This is a genomic window from Marinobacter sp. (assembly GCF_035268745.1).
Classification (GTDB): Bacteria; Pseudomonadota; Gammaproteobacteria; order Pseudomonadales; family Oleiphilaceae; genus Marinobacter.
On sequence record NZ_DATFKH010000011.1, the window covers coordinates 1 to 17,189 of the forward strand.

Here is a 17,189-nt window from a genome sequence, read left to right on the forward strand (position 1 = left end):
GGTGGCAGTGCAAAGCGGTGAGACGGTGCTGCTGGGCGGCCTGATCCGCGAGAACAAGAATGACAGCCTCACCGGTATTCCCTGGCTCTCCCGGTTACCCGTGCTGGGCCCCCTGTTCGGCCGGACCGTGGATAATTCCACGCGCACCGAGCTGATTATCACGATCACGCCGCGGGTCATCAATAATGGCCAGGAGGCACAGGACGCCGCCCGTGAACTGATGCAGCGGATGCGGTCACTGGAGTTGCGGGATAGCGGACTGACGGGAACTGACGACGCCGGAGCCTGAGCTCCGGCATTCCCATCCTGAGCCTGGAACCGTTGTTTTCAGGCCTGCTGTCCTGGAAGTGTCGAACTATTTAACAATGGACTTCGACAAGAGTCGACCTGTTTTAAATGGATGTTCCACAAGAGTGGTATAGACGGCCGATAAAAATAGTACAAAGGTCCGATGGAAACGTTATAAACCTCCGACAACAAGGCGATAAACGCCGGATAAAACCGTATAAACACCGCATAAGCACCAGCAACGGTCTTCAGATCACAAAAAACGTCGAATAACTTTACGCACCCCTCTAGGTACCAACCCCTATCCGCGCGGCTTTTTTTAATTAACTAATTGATATTCCCTAAGTAATTCGAGGCTGGCACAAAACCTGTATAGAAACAGGTCATAAGCCCATTCGCATCGAAGCTGCGTGGCTCTCTGAGCTGAAGGCCCGCACGATGAGATGACGTTTTGGCAGCTTATGCTTGTGATCGTAGCTGGTAGAGGTGCTTATGGTAATAGGTAGCAACAGATCAATGGACGTCTCCGGGACTATGGAGACCATGCCAGGTAAGCTCCTGATGCAGGGGCTGACGCGAGTGGATGGAATGAATCCTGATTTTGCCTCGCGTCTGTTCGACGTGTTCGTCGAGGACAGCTATGAGCGTCTGCAGCGTATCGAGGACAGAATTGAGGCGGGTGACACCCATGGTGCCTGGCGCCAGGTCCACGCGCTCAAGTCCGGTTGTATGCAGATTGGTGCCAGCGCGATGACGCGCTGTGGTGATATTCTCTCGGCGGCACTGGCCGCTGATTCGCTGGATCTGGCACGTGCCGCTCTTCTCCGTCTCTGGCAGGCCTTTCGTGACTCCCAGCGGCTCCTCGGAGAGTGATTGACTCCGGGAGTGACGTCACTCCCGGACTGTTTTGAGGCAAGAACCAACCAAGGGGTGAAAATTCACCCCTTTTTCTTTTCTATTTCTTCTTCTGTGGCGGCAGATCCGTACAGACCCCTTCAAAGAGTTCAGCGGCCATGCCCACCGATTCGCCCAGCGTCGGGTGTGGATGAATGGTCTTGCCGATGTCGACAGGGTCGCAGCCCATCTCGATGGCCAGGCACAATTCGCTGATCAGATCCCCGGCCTGGGTGCCGACAATGGCCCCGCCGATAATCCGATGGGTTGACTCGTCAAAGAGGACCTTGGTAAAGCCCTCGTCGCGGCCGTTGGCAATGGCACGACCGGAAGCTGCCCAGGGGAATACCGCCTTGCCGTACTTGATGCCTTCGGCCTTGCATTCGGTCTCGGTCTTGCCAGCCCAGGCCACTTCCGGGTCGGTATAGGCGACGGACGGAATCTGGCGGACATCGAAGAAGCTCTTCTGTCCCGCGGCGGCCTCGGCAGCGACATGCGCCTCGTGCACCGCCTTGTGAGCCAGCATTGGCTGACCAATGATGTCGCCGATGGCGAAGATGTGGCCGACGTTGGTTCGCAACTGCTTGTCGGTGGCAATGAAACCCCGCTCATCGACCGCCACCCCGGCCTTTTCGGCACCGATCTTGTTGCCATTGGGGCTACGCCCGACCGATTGCAGGATCATGTCGTACATCTGCGGTTCAGCGGGGGCGTTGTCGCCCTCAAAGCTTACCTTCAGGCCTTTCTTCTGCGCTTCCACAGCGGTGGTTTTGGTTTTCAGCATCACCTTGTTGAAGCGTGGCGTGTTGACCTTCTCCCAGACCTTGACCAGATCCCGGTCGGCGCCGGCCATCAGCCCGTCCAGCATTTCAACCACGTCGATTTGCGTGCCCAGACTGGCGTAGACGGTTGCCATCTCCAGGCCGATGATGCCGCCGCCGATGACCAGCATGCGCTCGGGAATGGATTGCAGTTTGAGCGCCCCGGTGGAGTCGACCACCCGCGGGTCGTCGGGAACGAAAGGTAGGCTGACCGACTGCGACCCGGCGGCGATGATGCACTTGTCGAACTTCACCACCTGCTTGTCGCTGGTCTGCTCCCGGCCCTCGCCGGTGGTCATGGTGACCTCCAGGTGGTGTGGGTCGAGGAAGGTTCCGACCCCGCGCACGGTCTGGACCTTGCGCGCCTTGGCCATGCCGGACAGCCCACCGGTGAGCTTGCCGACGACCTTTTGCTTCCAGCCGCGGAGCTTGTCCAGGTCGACTTCCGGTTTGCCGAAGGATATACCGTGATCGGCCATTGTCTTGGTCTCTTCGGTGACCGAAGCCACATGCAGCAATGCCTTGGAGGGAATACAGCCGACGTTCAGGCAGACACCGCCCAGAGTCGGGTAGCGTTCCACCAGCACCGTCTTCATGCCCAGATCGGCAGCCCGGAAAGCAGCGGAGTAGCCGCCCGGCCCGGACCCCAGCACCAGCATCTCACACTCGATGTCGGCCCCGCCGGTATGAGTGGCTGCGGTCGGTGCCGGAGCGGCAGCCGGAGCTGGTTGTTTTGCGTCAGTTCCGGAGGCTGGAGCCGCGGAAGACGAAGCAGCACCTCCCTCAGTTTCCAGCATCAGGATTGGCGAGCCCTTTGAGACCTTGTCGCCGAGCTCCACCAGTACCTCAGTGACCTTGCCGTCTCTGGGGGCTGGTACGTCCATCGAGGCCTTGTCGGACTCCACGGTGATCAGGGGATCCTCGGCACGGATGGTGTCTCCCGCGCGCACCAGAACTTCAATGACCGGGACATCGCTGAAATCGCCGATGTCCGGCACCAGTACCTTTTCCACGCTGCCGCCGGTGTCACCGGCCCCTTCCGGAGCACCGCCGCCGCGCACCGCCGGCATCGGATCGCGGTCCGCCACCCGGGGGCTGGTTTCAGCGGGCTCAAGTAACAGAATAAGCGAGCCTTCGGAGACCTTGTCGCCGGTCTTGACCTTGAGCTCTTTCACTGTGCCGGACATCGGAGACGGCACGTCCATTGAGGCCTTGTCGGTCTCCAGGGTCATCAACGGGGTTTCGATGTCGATCGCATCGCCCGGTTCGACCAGCATCTCGATGATCTCGACATCATTGAAGTCACCGATGTCGGGAACCTTGATTTCAGTTGCCATGGTGTTTCTTCCCCTTACATGATAATGCGCCGCATGTCGGCGAGCAGATTGGCGAAATGGACGTTAAAACGAGCCGCAGCGGCGCCATCGATCACCCGGTGATCCCAGGACAGCGACAGCGGCAGCGTGAAGCGCCAGTCGGACTGCTTGCCGTCCGGGGATACATGCTTCCAGTAGGAACGACAGACGCCCATGATGGCCACTTCAGGGGCGTTGATGATCGGCGTAAAGTAATGGCCGCCAATGCCGCCCAGCGATGATATGGTGAAACAGCCGCCCTGCATCTGATCGGGTTTGAGCTTGCCGTCACGGGCCAGTTTGGCCAGTGCGCCCATTTCCTGGGCGATCTCGGGCACGGACTTCTGGTCCGCATCACGGATCACTGGAACCACCAGGCCATTGGGTGTGTCGGCAGCGAACCCGATGTGGTAATACTGCTTGTAGATCAGGTTGTCGCCATCCAGTGAGGAATTGAACTCGGGGAACTTCTTCAGGGAAGCAACTGCCGCCTTGATCATGAACGCCAGCATGCTGACCTTGATGCCCGCTTTCTCGTTTTCCTTGTTGAACTGCACCCGGAAAGCTTCGAGGTCGGTGATGTCGGCCTCATCGTGATTGGTGACATGGGGAATCTTCACCCAGTTGCGGTGAAGGTTGGCACCAGAGATTTTCTTGATGCGCGACATCGGTTTGGATTCCACCGGGCCGAACTTGCTGAAATCGACCTTGGGCCAGGGCAGCAGGTCCAGGCCGTCGCCACCGCCGGACGGGGCCGCAGCCGCCGCAGGCTTCGCGGCCGTTGCGCCGCCCTTGGCAAAGGCCTCGATGTCCTCGAGAGTGACCCTGCCCTTGAGGCCGGTTGGCGTAACCCGGTTCAGGTCAACCTCCAGTTCGCGGGCGAGGCGGCGAGCAGAGGGGCTGGCGTGAACCCGGCTGAAATCGGCAATCTGGTCGCTTTTCGGAGCGGGTGCGGGCGCAGCCGCAGGTTGCGCTGCCTTCTCTTCCTGCCCGCTTCCGGCGGCGGGGGCGGCCCCGGTCTTTTCGGGCTTTGCTGCCGCCTCACCCTCGCTTTCCAGCAACAGAATCAGGCTGCCCTCGGAGACCGAGTCGCCGAGCTTGACCTTGACCTCACTGACGGTGCCAGCTGCGGGTGACGGCACGTCCATGGAGGCCTTGTCAGACTCGACGGTGATCAGGGGGTCCTCGACCTGGACGCTGTCTCCGGCCTCAACGTGAACTTCTATGATTGGAACATCGGCGAAATCCCCGATGTCCGGTACTTTGATCTCTTGGATGGCCACTTTTTATTCTCCTCCGGCTCAGGCGTAAAGGGGGTTGGGCTTCTCGGGGTCGATACCGTATTTTTTGATGGCTTCGGATACCTTGCCGCTGTCAACAAGCTCGCCTTCGTCGACCAGCGCCTGCAGTGCTGCCACGGTGACGTAATAGCGATCGACCTCGAAGAAATGGCGCAGGGCCTGGCGGCTGTCCGAGCGGCCGTAGCCGTCCGTACCCAGCACCTCGTAACGCCGCGGCACGAAGGGCCGGATCTGCTCGGCAAACATCCTGATGTAATCGGTCGAGGCGATGACCGGCCCCTCGGTTCCTTCCAGACACTCTTCGACATAGCTCTTGCGCCGGTTTTCAGCGGGATGCAACCGGTTCCAGCGTTTCACCGCGTGGCCGTCACGGGCCAGTTCGTTGAAGCTCGGGCAACTCCAGACATCAGCTGCCACGCCCCAGTCGTCACGCAGCAGGTCTACCGCCGAGATGACCTCGTTGAGGATGCTGCCGCAGCCCAGTAGCTGAACCCGTGGCGTCTTGGCCTTGGCTTCTGCCTTGCTGAACCGGTACATGCCCCTGATGATGCCTTCTTCGGCGCCTTCAGGCAGTGCCGGATGGTGGTAGTTCTCGTTCAGGGTGGTGATGTAGTAGAAGACGTCTTTCTGGTCCTGGTACATACGCTTCATGCCGTCCTGCACGATCACCGCCACCTCGTAATGGAAGGTGGGGTCATAGGCCATGCAGTTGGGAATGAACTGGGCGAACAGCTGGCTGTGGCCATCCTGGTGCTGCAGACCCTCGCCGTTCAGGGTGGTGCGCCCGGAGGTGCCCCCGATCAGGAAACCCCGCGCCATCATGTCCCCGGCGGCCCAGGCCAGATCGCCCACGCGCTGGAAGCCGAACATGGAATAGTAGACGTAGAAGGGGATCATGGTGACGCCGTGATTGCTGTACGACGTGGCAGCCGCGATCCATGACGACATGGCGCCGTCCTCGTTGATGCCTTCCTGCAGGATCTGGCCCTTCTGGTCCTCCCGGTAGGGCATGATTTCCTCGGCGTCCATGGGCACGTACTTCTGGCCTTCGGGCGCGTAGATGCCGATCTGCCGGAACATTCCCTCCATGCCGAACGTGCGCGACTCGTCGCAGACGATCGGCGTAAGCCGTGGGCCCAGGGTCTTGTTGCGGGTCATGGCGACCATGATCCGTACCAGAGCCATGGTGGTGGACATGGTGCGCTCGCCGGTATCGGCCAGCACCTGCTTGAACATGTCCAGCGGCGGTGCCTCCAGCACATCGCCGTTCAGCCTGCGCTGAGGCAGGTAGCCCCCGAGAGCCTTGCGGTTCTCATGCATGAACTGCATTTCGGGACTGTCCTCGGGCGGCTTGTAGAAGGCTGCCTGAGTCACCTGTTCGTCGCTGAAGGGCAGGTCAAAGCGTTTGTTGAAGTGCCTGAGGTGGTCTTCGCCCAGTTTCTTTTTCTGGTGGGAAATGTTCTGGCCCTCACCGCCCTCGCCCATACCATAGCCCTTGACGGTCTTCATCAGCAGCACCGAGGGCTTGTCCTTGGTGTTGACCGCTGCGTGATAGGCCGCGTAGACCTTCTGCGGATCGTGACCACCGCGAATCAGCTTGTAGTAGATGTCGTCGTCCGACATATGGGCGACCATTTCCTTGAGCTCCGGATACTTGCCGAAGAAGTGCTCGCGAATGTATCCGCCCCCTTTGACCTTGAAATTCTGGTACTCGCCGTCGAGGCACTCCTCCATGCGTTTGCGCAGAAGACCCTTGGTATCCTTGGCAAGCAGTTCGTCCCAGCCCGAGCCCCACAGGCACTTGATGACGTTCCAGCCAGCACCCCGGAAATTGCCCTCCAGTTCCTGGATGATCTTGCTGTTGCCCCGCACCGGGCCGTCCAGACGCTGGAGGTTGCAGTTGATGACAAAGATCAGGTTGTCCAGCTTCTCCCGGTTTGCCAGGGAGATGGCGCCCTGTGACTGGGGCTCATCCATCTCGCCGTCGCCCAGAAACGCCCAGACCTTGCGGCCCTTGGTGTCGGCCAGGCCCCGGTTCTCCAGGTACTTCATGAACCGCGCCTGGTAGATGGCCATGATCGGTCCCAGACCCATGGATACCGTGGAAACCTGCCAGAAGTCCGGCATCAGGTAGGGGTGGGGATAGGAGGAGAGGCCCTTGCCGCCAACTTCGACGCGGAAGTTCTCGAGTTGCTCCTCGGTCAGTCTTCCTTCCAGGTATGCCCGCGCATAGAAACCCGGAGCAGAATGACCCTGGGCGTAGATGATGTCGCCGCCGTGAGTATCAGTGGGGGCATGCCAGAAGTGATTGAAGCCAACCTCGTACATCACCGCCGAAGACGCGTAACTGGCGATATGCCCGCCTGGTTCGGCCGGCTTCTTGTTAGCCCGGACTACCATTGCCATCGCATTCCAGCGCAGATAGGAGATCAATCGCGTCAGCAACGCTTCGTCTCCCGGCAGCCTGGCCTCTTTGTCGGGCGGGATGGTGTTCAGGTACGGTGTCCGGGTGGTGTCCGGTGCCTCGGCCCCCGTACGGTAGGCTTCTTCCACCGCCTTGTGCAAAAGGTAGGTTGCCCGCTCGGGGCCCACGCGTTCCACCACCACGTCGACAGCATCCTGCCATTCGCGGGTTTCCTGTGGATCGAAGTCGTCGTAGCTTTCGAATGCCATGGAGTTCCTCCATTGGTTAGGTCGGTATTGTTCTCGTTAAAGATCGGTATGTGCCGCGGCCACTCCGGGCTAACGGGCCTGCGACGCATCTCCTTGCCGGGCTACAATTCCTTTTGCGCCGAACTTCCTACGTATAAGCTAGTCGGTCCTTTCCCGCTGTCAAACTATTTGCATTCCCGCGACCGTGAGGATGCCATGTTGCCGATTCTGCCGGCGAGGAGCAGGATCGGAGCGCATTGCTGACCGGGCGTTCATGGTGTGCGATGCTGCTCCGGGTCGCAAAAAAAAGTCCCATTCAGCATTCTGATGGAATAAAGTTCTGTCCCGTTTCGTTCTTTCTACACGAGGTTCAAATGTCAGGAGACATCAGCGACGAATTGGTAGGCTTGCTGCCCCGCCTGCGTCGATTTGCCATGGGCCTGACCGGTGATAGCAGTGAAGCCGATGATCTTGTCCAGCAGGCTTGCGAGAAGGCCCTGCGTAAACAGCATCAATGGCAACCCGGTACGCGCCTGGATTCCTGGATGTACCGGATTATTCAGACTACCAGGATAGACAATGTCAGAAGTCGCCGCGGCGACACAGCTTCTCTGGAGACAAGCCAGATTCCAGAGGCCCGGGATCGACGCAGTGAACATGCGTCAGAAAATCAGAATATGCTGGATCAGGTTTCCCGAATCCTGGACCAACTGCCGGAAGACCAGCGCGCTGTGATGGTGCTGGTTGCGGTTGAGGAGCACTCCTACCAGGAGGTCTCAAAGATTCTGGAGATTCCGGTGGGAACGGTCATGAGCCGGCTTTACCGGGCTCGTGCCCGGGTCCAGTCCGAGCTTGGCATGACTATGCCAGCGAAAACGGTTGTGGAGAGGACGTAATGAGAGACGAAGATTTTGAGCAGATAATGGCCTACCATGACCAGGCGCTTGATGGCGAACAGTCGGCAAGGGTGGAGCAGCTGCTGGCCGAGCACATCGAGGCCCGGGAGTTTCTCGCGCAGATGCGGGAGGGTGACAGTTTTCTCCGCAATGGACTGGGTGAAGTGCTTGAACAGCCGGTACCGCAGCACCTTGTCGACGCTGCCCGGGGTACCCCGGCGCAGCCCGGCCGGGGAAAAAAGATCCTTGCGTTTCCAGAGCGGTCTTTTGTCAGCCGCTGGGCCTATGCCACAGCCGCCAGCGTTGCTCTCGCGGTTGTCGCCGGAACCTATATGCTGGCAGACCAGCCTGGAGGGGCACAATCAGATATGCTTGCCCGGGCTGTTAGCCAAGGCCTGGAAGTGACCGCCAGCGGAGATATTTATCGTGCTTCCGAACAGCGGGTGCAGGTGATGCCCATGGCGACGTTTGCCACCGCAGACGCAGGTGTCTGCAGACAGTATGCGGCGCAGTATCAGGGCGAGCAGAGCGTTGGTCTTGCCTGCCGGGAGCAGGAAGCGCAGTGGCAGATTCGTGCCCGGCAGACCCTGGAGTCCGGTAGTCAGCCCGGCATGTACGCGCCGGCGTCGGGCGCAGAGGGTCGGATTGCCAGAGAAATAGAAGCGGTCGGTGGCGGTCAGCCAATGAGCGTCACCAAAGAAGAAACACTCATGTCAAACGGATGGCAGCGCTGATCAAGCCATCATTACTGCAACAGCGGATGTTATGAGGGCAAATCTGAAGTACCAGCGACTTTTTCTTGGAGCCAGCCTTGGGCTGATTGTCAGCCCTGGCTTCTCAGCCGGGGCCACTGACCCCGATGACAGCGGCAAGGCCCCCACGTTCTGGCAGTCACTTCGTGAACAGACTCCGGGTAATCTTGAGCTGTCCGTTGCCGGTGGTCTGCATTACGAGGATAACCTGGTTGTCGAGGCGATTGACGTCGTATCGGCGGAAAAGGATGTCGCGCTGGCAGCAGAGCTTAATCTTGATTTCGAGGCCAGGCCATGGGATGGGACCCAGGTACGCAGCGGCTACGCCTTCAGTCAGCGCCTGTTTCGGCAGCAGGATGAATTTGATCTGCAAACCCATTACGGTTTTATTGACCTGAGTCGCAGTCTTTATGATGTGACTGCCGGCGCGGTTCCGAGCGTGACCTATGCCAGCGTTGGTGGCACTTCGCTTCTGGAAAAACAGGCTATTCGTGGTTATCTGAGCGATCTTGCGACCAGGAAAATCTACTGGCGAGTGGATGTGGAGCTGGACCGGACTGACATCAAAACCAGTGCCGAACGCTCAAGCACTGGCCAGCGACTGGATCTTGCAGGTTATTATTTTATCGACGGGCCCGGCCACTATTTTGTCCTCAGGTATCGCCACCATCAGGAACAGGCCGATTCCGAACTCTTCGACTACCATGCTGACCGCTTCAACCCGGGTTACGTCAAACGTTTCACCATAGCCCAGAGTCAGCCGGTGAGGGTTCGCCTCGACTGGCGTTATGAGCGCCGTCGGTATCAGGAATTTGACCCGGGTCTGGGCGCAAGGCGTCGCGACGATCGTGAGCGCTGGCGCCTGCGCATAGACACGCCCGTCAACGAGGCGCTTTCGTTACAGCTGAAATACGAACATCGGAATTATGGTTCCAACAATCCGGCTCTCGATTTTGACGACAATCGTGTTGAGGCCATGCTCGAGTTGAAACTATTGTGAGGGTCGCAAGTGATCCGGAATCCAGGCCCGTCCGGGTAATCCATAGCCGTACAGCGAATCACGCCCTGGCTTGCCGAGATCGACAAAGTCATCGCCAACAGCTGAATCCAGCCGACCCATCCGCATTTGCCCGGCACTGAGATAATGCAGTAGCAGCCCGGTCACAATGGGTGTGGCGAAGGACGTCCCACTGTTCTGCTGGAAGCCGTCCCCGGTTCCCTCTCTGGCCACTGTTACCGCTACTCCCGGGCCGGCATAATCCACATGTTCACCGCGCCCAGCCAGGCTGTAAAGCCTGCCGGAACGGTCAATGGCAGTCACTCCCACAACATCCCGGTAGGCCGCCGGATAGCGTGGTTCGGCGAAGGGGCCTTCGTTGCCCACGGCGGCCACCACCAGCACCCCTGCATCGGTCAGTGAATTCATTGCCCTGGCAACAACCATATTGGCCGGGCCAGCCAGGCTGATATTGATGGCATCAACCTGCATCTCGCTGAGCCACTCCAGGGCACGAACAAGCCCGTAGGATGTGGCCACCAGAGCCTGTTCAGGATGCCTGGAAAATACCGAGGCGGCGTAAAGGTCGGTGTTGGGGAGCATGCCCTGAAACGCGGCCGACCGGCCCACAAGAAGGGACGCTACCGCTGTTCCATGACCGTCGCTTCCCTGCTGGCCGGGGTCGAGGAAATCTTTGCTGACAATACGCGTACCATCGAAAACGGAATGGCTGGTATCGACATCGGTATCCACCATGCCGATTTTCAGGTCGCCGCTGCGATTTGCAGCCGGCAGTCTGAACAATCCGCCCGCCAGGCCATTGGAGCCCATTTGGCCGCCGGGGCCCGCTTCAAAGTCACCTGAAGTTGTCTGGGCAATCTCATAGCCATGATTGAAATCAATAGCAGCCGCCGGCAGCAGGCGCTGCAGGCGGCTGCGGATCGAGTCAATACCCTGGCTCGCGTCAACGCGGAACCGGGCAAGTGTTCCGGTGAGCTGGCCCAGCGATTGTTTCGAAATCAGTGTGAGTTCCGGAATCTCCGTGAGTTGCTGAATCTGTGTCGCGTCCGCAAGCGCCAGTAATTCCTGGCTGACAACGAAATCACGCTGGCCAATTTCCTCAAGCTCCGCGTAGAGCTGGCCTGAAATCTCTGCTTCGGAGTGGCGATCGTCGTCGTAATCTTCGCTTTCTGGTCCATCGAAGTCTTCAAGCGCGTCGTCGCCAGCTTCCTCTGCTTCGTCTTCCCCTTCGTTTTCAATGGCTTCTTCGGCTTCGTCTTCTACCTCATTCTCGATGGCTTCTTCGGCTTCGTCTTCCACTTCATTCTCAACGGCTTCTTCTACGGAGTCCTCCACCTCATTCTCGACGGCTTCTTCTACGGAGTCCTCCACCTCACTCTCAACGGCTTCTTCGACTTCGTCCTCCACCTCATTCTCGACGGCTTCTTCTACGGAGTCCTCCACCTCACTCTCGACGGCTTCTTCTACGGAGTCCTCCACCTCACTCTCGACGGCTTCTTCTACCGAGTCTTCCACCTTATTCTCTACGGTGGCTTCCACGGAGTCTTCGGCCGCCTCCTCGGCGACTTCCTCGGTTATATCGTCGTTGGCGAATACGAGGCCCGCCCCAACGAAGATCAGCCAGATCAGTAACACTGCCCGCCGGAGGATGGCAAACGCTGGTCTCATCGGGATGTTTCTAGCCATAGCTCATACTCGGCAATTCATGGTTCGCAGCCTCAGCGTCGGATTGCTGGAGAAGCTGCGTGGAATTCAGATCCAGAATCTGGTCGAACGTCAGGCTGGTGATACCCGCGCCTTTAACCACCATAATGGTTGCCCGCGAGGTAGCCAGCAGGTTGCGCAGAGCCTGTTCACCCTGGGTGTCCAGTTGCCCCGCACAGGCGTCCACCAGAATTATGCCTGGATCGGCCAGCATTGCACGAGTGAGGGCGATTTTCACCCGCTCCCCTTCGGAGAGGTTACGCCCGCCTTCGGCAATTTTACTGTCCAGGCCGCCCAGCGTCTCCAGGGTGGGTGCCAGCCCAGCCGCAGCCGCCGCCATCAATAGCTCGTCATCGTCGGGTCTGCGATCCAGGCCCATGGTCAGCGCCTTGCGCAGGCTGCCCCTGAGAATGGGCACATCGTCGCTGATCCGCAAGACGCAGCGGCGCACCGTACCCTGAGACAGAGCCTCAATGGGCTTGCCGCCCAGGGTAATGGCACCGGAGTCGGGCTTGTCGAGACCGTTTAGCGCCCGCAGCAGGCGGGACTTGCCAGAGCCATTGTCGCCAGTCAGCAGCACCCGCGCGCCCGCCTTGATCGATCCGCTCAGGCCATTGACCGGCGGCAGGTTGAGCTGCCTGAATTTTATTTTCAGCGGCTGGGGTCTGAGGGTTTTTCCGCCCGCTGACGATCTGCGCCGGGTGCGCTCCAGTGCCGCCACACACTTGCGGTGTGCGGCCTGGAACGAAGACCAGTAATCCCATACGGTGGCAAGATCCCGCATGGGTTTGAGGGCAATGCCGAGGGCTGCAAGGCCGCCGGCGATGGTGCCGGTGTCTATACCGTCGCGGCTGCCGATCCAGATAACGCCAAGAGCAGCCATACCGGAAATCATGTCAGGGACGGATTTGAGCCATTCCGCCTGGGTAATTCTGTCCAGGGCGGCGGTAATAAGCCTTCTGGAACGGCGGGTAATGCGGCTCGATTCATTGCTGCGGCGGCCAAGCTGGCCAAGCGCCGGCGCGATGGGCATGCGCTCGGCCATGTCGGCGGCAATGGCCGCCCGGCGTGAACGTACGCGTCTTTGCAGGCGCGGCAGCTTCATCCCACCCAGCCCGATGGTTAGCAGGGCGGTGAAATACAGTGGCGCAACTACCACCAGAAAGGGCGTATGCATCCAGCCCAGAACAAACAGGGTCAGCGGGATCAGCACCATGGCCGCCAGTAACCGCGGCAGGCCCAGGCCCAGCCAGTTTTTAAAGGCGGTGAGGTCGCCAACGAATCGGAGTGACATGTATCCGGTTCGGCGGGCCGAGACATCGCTTACCGACATGAATGTGCCCTGGTTGAACAGCGCCTGACGAATTTCCAGAGCGTAAGCCTGCCCCATCTTCTCACCGCGGGTGCGAGAAGCGACGCGACAGGCAGCGATGACAAGACCCGAGAGCGCCAGTAAAACCATCAGATCGGTGGCAAGCATTGCCTCGGAGTGGAGAGCATTGAAAAGCCCCCGGGTGGCGACCGCCCCCGCACCGGCCGCCAGGCCTTCTCCGCATACCAGCACAAACACCCAGAACAGAAGCTGTCGGCGGCCATTGTCCAGCAGTCCCGGCATCATGCTTACGCGACCTTTTCCCAGCGAGTTGAAGGAGCTTTCATGGCCCGCATCAGGGCAACGGCTTCAGCCGGATCGGACAGTTCGGTTTTGGTCATAACCCGGACTCCCGTTACCGCCTGGGCCTCGGAGCTGGCCATGGGCGAGCAGCTTACCATGCCGGTCAGAGCCTGTGGCTCCCATCCCAGGCGGTTCAGTTCAGCAACCCCGCCAGCAGCGGCAACGGCATCGCCACAGGCGAAAACAATGCCCTGAACCCTGTCTCTGAACTCCGCATCCGCAAGCAGGGCCGCTGTTTCACGCTGGAACAGACCGTCGGCCACTTCCATCACAACCACGTCGCAATGATGCGCCTCGGCATCGGCCAGCAGACGCTCGATACCATCCTTGATCCGCGGGAGGGGCAGCATATAGGTGGTTGCCATGCCGGCATCGGTAAAGTCGGCAATGTAGCTGACGCCGGTGTCCTCGTACTCATTGAAGTCACCAAACGAGCCGGTGCCGGTGGCCTTGATGGTGGCGACCCGCAGGCCGGTCTGCCGCAACCCGTAACCGAGCCGCGCCGTCGCCAGGGTCTTGCCGGAATTCATGGCAGTGCCGAATACCGCAATCACCGGGATGTTTGACGGCCGGGTTGCTGCGGGTAGCGCAAAATCGGCAACATTGACAGCCTTTCCGGACTGATTGGTCAGCCTTCCCAGCGGCAGCACGCGAGTGGGCGCCTTGACACGTTCGTTGCGAGCCCTGACCTTGCCAAGGCAGCCGCCACCGGCAAGCATATCGGCTCCGGCCGGATCAATCTCGGCAACGCCTTCAAACTGGTCGGGCGCGTATCGCGCCGCGCAGGGCAGAACCACAAGATCGCCCTGGAAAAGTTCAGAGCGCCGGCCACTGGCCAGCTGAATACCCTTGTGCTGACCGATCTCCATGACACGGCCAAGAATCAGGTCACCGTGCTGGGTGTTTTTGAAATCGTCGGTCATTGCGACAATCGATTCCTTCTGGACCCGCCTTGTAGAAAAAGCCCACTTGGCCCTGCTGATCAGAGTGACGGGATCGTTGACAATAGTGGTGATGCTCATGGCGGTGTTCCTTCCTTTAAATGGATTTCAGTGGTTTGCGGCGCGGTCGCCGGTCCAGTTGATACGACGGATCAGGCCGCCTTTTTTGCAGCAGTCCAGGAAGTCATGGCCGCAGTTCGCCAGTACCTCGAGGCGAGCGGTGACCGGCAAATTAATCCCGGCCTGGTGCTGTGCCACCAAATCAATATATCGTTTTGCCCGTTCCAGCCGGTTACGGCCCTGGGTCTGGTTCACCAGGGTGTCGTTCCGCAGTGAACGGTCCTGCTTGACGTCCTGGTCACCGATGTAAACCGTAATCGGGCGGTCCAGATACTGGTGCAGGCCGTTGGCCATTAACTGGTGCCAGCTCTTGCGGGTGCTGTCGCTGTTACCGAGCCCGAGTGGATAGGGCAGGTTGCTGTCCGGCAGCGTGTACCAGCCGGCGGCACCCAGGTGCAGTTCATTGACCTTCTCCGGAAACAGCATCGAGAACCGGTGAGCCAGCTGGGCGCCTCCGGAATAGCCGAACAGATCAACGGTTTCGTTGCCCAGGATTCCGTCCTGATGCAGGGCTGCCAGGATTGCCAGCAGGCCCAGATCGGGGCGGTGTTTGCCGGTGATACGCTGGAAAACGGGCCAGTGCTTCTTGTCGAAATGCGGCACGATGACGATTCGGTGGAGATCCATATGATCTTCCAGAAAGGCGTCGACTACTGCGTCACAATCCCGTGAGATACCGTGGATCGCCACGATGGGGGGCTGGGTGACCGGCCCGGCGGGCATGATGACCCGCGCGGAGATCGGCGCCTGGTGACTGACACAGTTGATTTGCAGAACCCGGAATGCAGCCGCGTCGTTCTCTGCTGTTGTTGTTTGACGGTTGATCATGGGTTCCTCTCGACTTGCCTCGTGCTTTGTGGATAGCGTTTGCAGTGACAACGGACCCGGTGACGGATTTATTCCGCTGTCTTGCGAAAAAAGTTTCAGAAGTCCAGTCGGGCACCGATCATGCCGATAAGAATGTCATCGAAGTCGGAACCCTGGCGGTCAAGCGAGGCATTGCGGACGAGGGTGTAGATTTCAATGTCCACCACATCGATTTCCTGGGCAATCTGGATACCGACCACGTCTGCGGTGTCGTCATTCCGGTCCTCGTTGCGGGTCTGGCCCCAGTCCACGGATACCGCTGTCTCGCCGACACTCGGGAACAGGGAGCTGCGATAGCCGAGTTTGCCGTAGAAAAATTCAAGATCGTCCCTGTCGTTATCAATAGCCTTCGCGGTTCCGGTAGCAAGGCTGAGATTCAGCCCCCCCTCGCTTCGCACCGAGATGGATCCGGACACCTGATCGTCATATTGCGACGAAAGGTCGACCTGGCTGGTGTTGCCATAACCAACAGCGCCGATAACGCGCCAGCCACCGATTTCAGAGCTGTAAAACGCCGCTGCATCGACGCCGCCGTCGTTGATGACCGAGGTGCGGAACTGCAGGCCGCCGAACTCGGGTGTGTCGTAGCGAATACGGGTATTGCGACCGAAACCGTCGAGGCTGTCGGTCACGTCTGCCAGGTTAAGGGCATCAGAGAAATCATCAGTCAGTTGTCCGTCACCAGAATCGATCAGCCGTCCGGTGGCGCTGTCGCGAAAAGCAATACCACCACCGATAAGGCTGACGAAGGAATAACCGGCATTCATGGTTCCCGAAAGGTCCTGCTGGGTTATGTCATCTGTCGCCGTCGCGCCTTGGCCCAGCCAGAGTTTGCCCAGATCGTCGTGGGCCAGGAAAATTTCGGCCCGCCGCGCCCTGAAGTCCTCGGTGTCATTTTCATCAGTTTCATCCTGGCGAATGCTGGCGCTGTTATTGATGCGAAACTCGGCTTCATAGGCAGCACCGGCTTGCAGAGGACCGTCGTTGCTGGAATCGGCAATAAAGGCAATTCGTGACGAGCCGTTGTTGTTGTCAACGTTCAGCAGGGTGGTGTCCTGACCGTCATCGGCAACCATCAGCGCCCGGTTAATGCGGCCGGTGATCGTCAGGTCGAAGGCGTCCGAGCCGGATATTACGACACCATCGTCAGCGTGAACCGCGGTAGCGGGAAACAGGCCGGCAAGCACCATTGCCAGACCAAGTGTGGTTTGCCGGGGTTGGCCGGTATCCGTCGGATTGCGGGTGTGAGGGTGAATTTGTCTGGAGGTAATCATGAGAACGTAGCCTCGTTGTCTGTTGCTGGGTTTCCCCTACAACGAGTCCCGGGTCCGGTTCATTCCAGAAAAAGTGAAAAAGTATGCCGCCTAATCCTCAAGGCCAGCAAGCACATCATTGGCCCACTGCCGGCACTCAAGGAAATAACTGTTCAGCTTTGCAATGCTTTTCGGTTTGGCTTTGTGCAGCTCGGCGTGCTCGAACATCCGCACGAGTCTGAGAATTTTCCCCAATTCTCCCGCCTGGTCGATCAGGGCATCCCGGATTTCAACGCTCAGTAACGGTTCCTGACAGAACTCCTCGAGGCTCATTCCCAGCATGGGAGCTGCCGCCGAGAGCAGTCCCGCCATGAATGCCGCATCCGGGTCGGCATTGAAGTCGTGACTCGCGAGTTTTTCGCACATTGCCGCGCAGGTCAAAACTTCAGGCAGCTGGACCAGGCTGGCAGGCTCATCATTGGCGAGCATCAGCGTTATCACCAGGGTGTGCAGCCTTTTCAGGCCCAGCAGACTCAGCGTGTGTTTTATGCTGGTGATTGGCACTGTCCGGCCGAATTGCGCCGAATTTGCCATGCGAAGAAGGCGCACGCACAGGTAGGGGTCCTGTCTCAGAAGCTGCTCGACTTCCGAG

At 59.3% G+C, this 17,189-nt stretch carries 14 protein-coding genes; 5 read left to right on the plus strand and 9 right to left on the minus strand.

Going from position 1 to position 17,189, the window contains the following annotated elements; translation table 11 throughout:
* A partial coding sequence (locus VJ956_RS00770; protein ID WP_414674349.1) for a type II secretion system protein GspD occupies positions 1 to 289 on the plus strand: 289 nt, incomplete at its 5' end.
* Between the two features lie 542 nt (positions 290 to 831).
* Positions 832 to 1,161 (plus strand): Hpt domain-containing protein, encoded by a 330-nt coding sequence (locus tag VJ956_RS00775; protein WP_324080590.1) that lies wholly within the window; start codon positions 832 to 834, stop codon positions 1,159 to 1,161.
* An 82-nt stretch (positions 1,162 to 1,243) separates the two neighbouring features.
* Here the strand turns inward: VJ956_RS00775 and lpdA are convergent, their stop codons facing one another.
* From lpdA to aceE, 3 genes are read right to left on the minus strand one after another with little or no spacing between them, the layout of a single operon-like run.
* A complete protein-coding gene (gene lpdA, locus VJ956_RS00780; protein ID WP_349254609.1) occupies positions 1,244 to 3,340 on the minus strand; it encodes a dihydrolipoyl dehydrogenase in 2,097 nt (698 codons plus the stop codon).
* 14 nt (positions 3,341 to 3,354) lie between these two features.
* A complete protein-coding gene (aceF, locus tag VJ956_RS00790; protein ID WP_324080592.1) occupies positions 3,355 to 4,641 on the minus strand; it encodes a dihydrolipoyllysine-residue acetyltransferase in 1,287 nt (428 codons plus the stop codon).
* Positions 4,642 to 4,659: 18 nt separating this feature from the next.
* Positions 4,660 to 7,332 (minus strand): pyruvate dehydrogenase (acetyl-transferring), homodimeric type, encoded by a 2,673-nt coding sequence (gene aceE, locus VJ956_RS00795; protein WP_324080593.1) that lies wholly within the window; start codon positions 7,330 to 7,332, stop codon positions 4,660 to 4,662.
* A 353-nt stretch (positions 7,333 to 7,685) separates the two neighbouring features.
* On the opposite strand from aceE, the gene VJ956_RS00800 reads away from it, so the two are divergent.
* The 3 genes from VJ956_RS00800 to VJ956_RS00810 are packed head-to-tail and all read left to right on the plus strand — an operon-like array spanning position 7,686 to position 9,959.
* Positions 7,686 to 8,207 carry an RNA polymerase sigma factor gene (locus VJ956_RS00800; RefSeq protein ID WP_324080595.1) on the plus strand — a complete coding sequence of 174 codons (522 nt, stop codon included), beginning with the start codon at positions 7,686 to 7,688 and terminating at the stop codon, positions 8,205 to 8,207.
* Positions 8,207 to 8,941 (plus strand): hypothetical protein, encoded by a 735-nt coding sequence (locus VJ956_RS00805; RefSeq protein ID WP_324080597.1) that lies wholly within the window; start codon positions 8,207 to 8,209, stop codon positions 8,939 to 8,941. Before VJ956_RS00800 ends, VJ956_RS00805 begins: the two co-directional genes overlap by 1 nt.
* A 31-nt stretch (positions 8,942 to 8,972) precedes the next feature.
* The gene (locus tag VJ956_RS00810; RefSeq protein WP_324080599.1) at positions 8,973 to 9,959 is read left to right on the plus strand and encodes a hypothetical protein; all 987 of its coding nucleotides are present in this window, start codon (positions 8,973 to 8,975) and stop codon (positions 9,957 to 9,959) included.
* Here VJ956_RS00810 and VJ956_RS00815 read toward each other — a convergent pair.
* The 6 genes from VJ956_RS00815 to VJ956_RS00840 all read right to left on the minus strand — a co-directional run.
* Positions 9,951 to 11,663, minus strand: coding sequence for a S8 family serine peptidase (locus VJ956_RS00815; RefSeq protein WP_324080600.1), 1,713 nt, complete (start codon positions 11,661 to 11,663; stop codon positions 9,951 to 9,953). The genes VJ956_RS00810 and VJ956_RS00815 overlap by 9 nt on opposite strands.
* Positions 11,656 to 13,299 carry an ABC transporter ATP-binding protein gene (locus tag VJ956_RS00820; RefSeq protein ID WP_324080602.1) on the minus strand — a complete coding sequence of 548 codons (1,644 nt, stop codon included), beginning with the start codon at positions 13,297 to 13,299 and terminating at the stop codon, positions 11,656 to 11,658. Before VJ956_RS00820 ends, VJ956_RS00815 begins: the two co-directional genes overlap by 8 nt.
* 2 nt (positions 13,300 to 13,301) lie before the next feature.
* Positions 13,302 to 14,378, minus strand: a complete 1,077-nt coding sequence (locus VJ956_RS00825; RefSeq protein WP_324080604.1) for a hypothetical protein — start codon at positions 14,376 to 14,378, stop codon at positions 13,302 to 13,304.
* Positions 14,379 to 14,405: 27 nt separating this feature from the next.
* A complete protein-coding gene (locus VJ956_RS00830) occupies positions 14,406 to 15,245 on the minus strand; it encodes a hypothetical protein (protein WP_324080605.1) in 840 nt (279 codons plus the stop codon).
* A 95-nt stretch (positions 15,246 to 15,340) separates the two neighbouring features.
* A complete protein-coding gene (locus VJ956_RS00835) occupies positions 15,341 to 16,558 on the minus strand; it encodes a hypothetical protein (RefSeq protein WP_324080608.1) in 1,218 nt (405 codons plus the stop codon).
* Between the two features lie 90 nt (positions 16,559 to 16,648).
* A partial coding sequence (locus tag VJ956_RS00840; protein ID WP_324080610.1) for an HDOD domain-containing protein occupies positions 16,649 to 17,189 on the minus strand: 541 nt, incomplete at its 5' end.

Coding starts and splice junctions, on each gene's coding strand:
- VJ956_RS00815 (WP_324080600.1), bottom strand. CDS start 11,663: ATGGCTAGAAACATCCCGATGAGACCAGCGTTTGCCATCCTCCGGCGG.
- VJ956_RS00835 (WP_324080608.1), bottom strand. CDS start 16,558: ATGATTACCTCCAGACAAATTCACCCTCACACCCGCAATCCGACGGAT.
- VJ956_RS00820 (WP_324080602.1), bottom strand. CDS start 13,299: ATGATGCCGGGACTGCTGGACAATGGCCGCCGACAGCTTCTGTTCTGG.
- VJ956_RS00805 (WP_324080597.1), top strand. CDS start 8,207: ATGAGAGACGAAGATTTTGAGCAGATAATGGCCTACCATGACCAGGCG.
- VJ956_RS00800 (WP_324080595.1), top strand. CDS start 7,686: ATGTCAGGAGACATCAGCGACGAATTGGTAGGCTTGCTGCCCCGCCTG.
- lpdA (WP_349254609.1), bottom strand. CDS start 3,340: ATGGCAACTGAAATCAAGGTTCCCGACATCGGTGACTTCAATGATGTC.
- VJ956_RS00825 (WP_324080604.1), bottom strand. CDS start 14,378: ATGAGCATCACCACTATTGTCAACGATCCCGTCACTCTGATCAGCAGG.
- aceE (WP_324080593.1), bottom strand. CDS start 7,332: ATGGCATTCGAAAGCTACGACGACTTCGATCCACAGGAAACCCGCGAA.
- VJ956_RS00775 (WP_324080590.1), top strand. CDS start 832: ATGCCAGGTAAGCTCCTGATGCAGGGGCTGACGCGAGTGGATGGAATG.
- VJ956_RS00810 (WP_324080599.1), top strand. CDS start 8,973: ATGAGGGCAAATCTGAAGTACCAGCGACTTTTTCTTGGAGCCAGCCTT.
- VJ956_RS00830 (WP_324080605.1), bottom strand. CDS start 15,245: ATGATCAACCGTCAAACAACAACAGCAGAGAACGACGCGGCTGCATTC.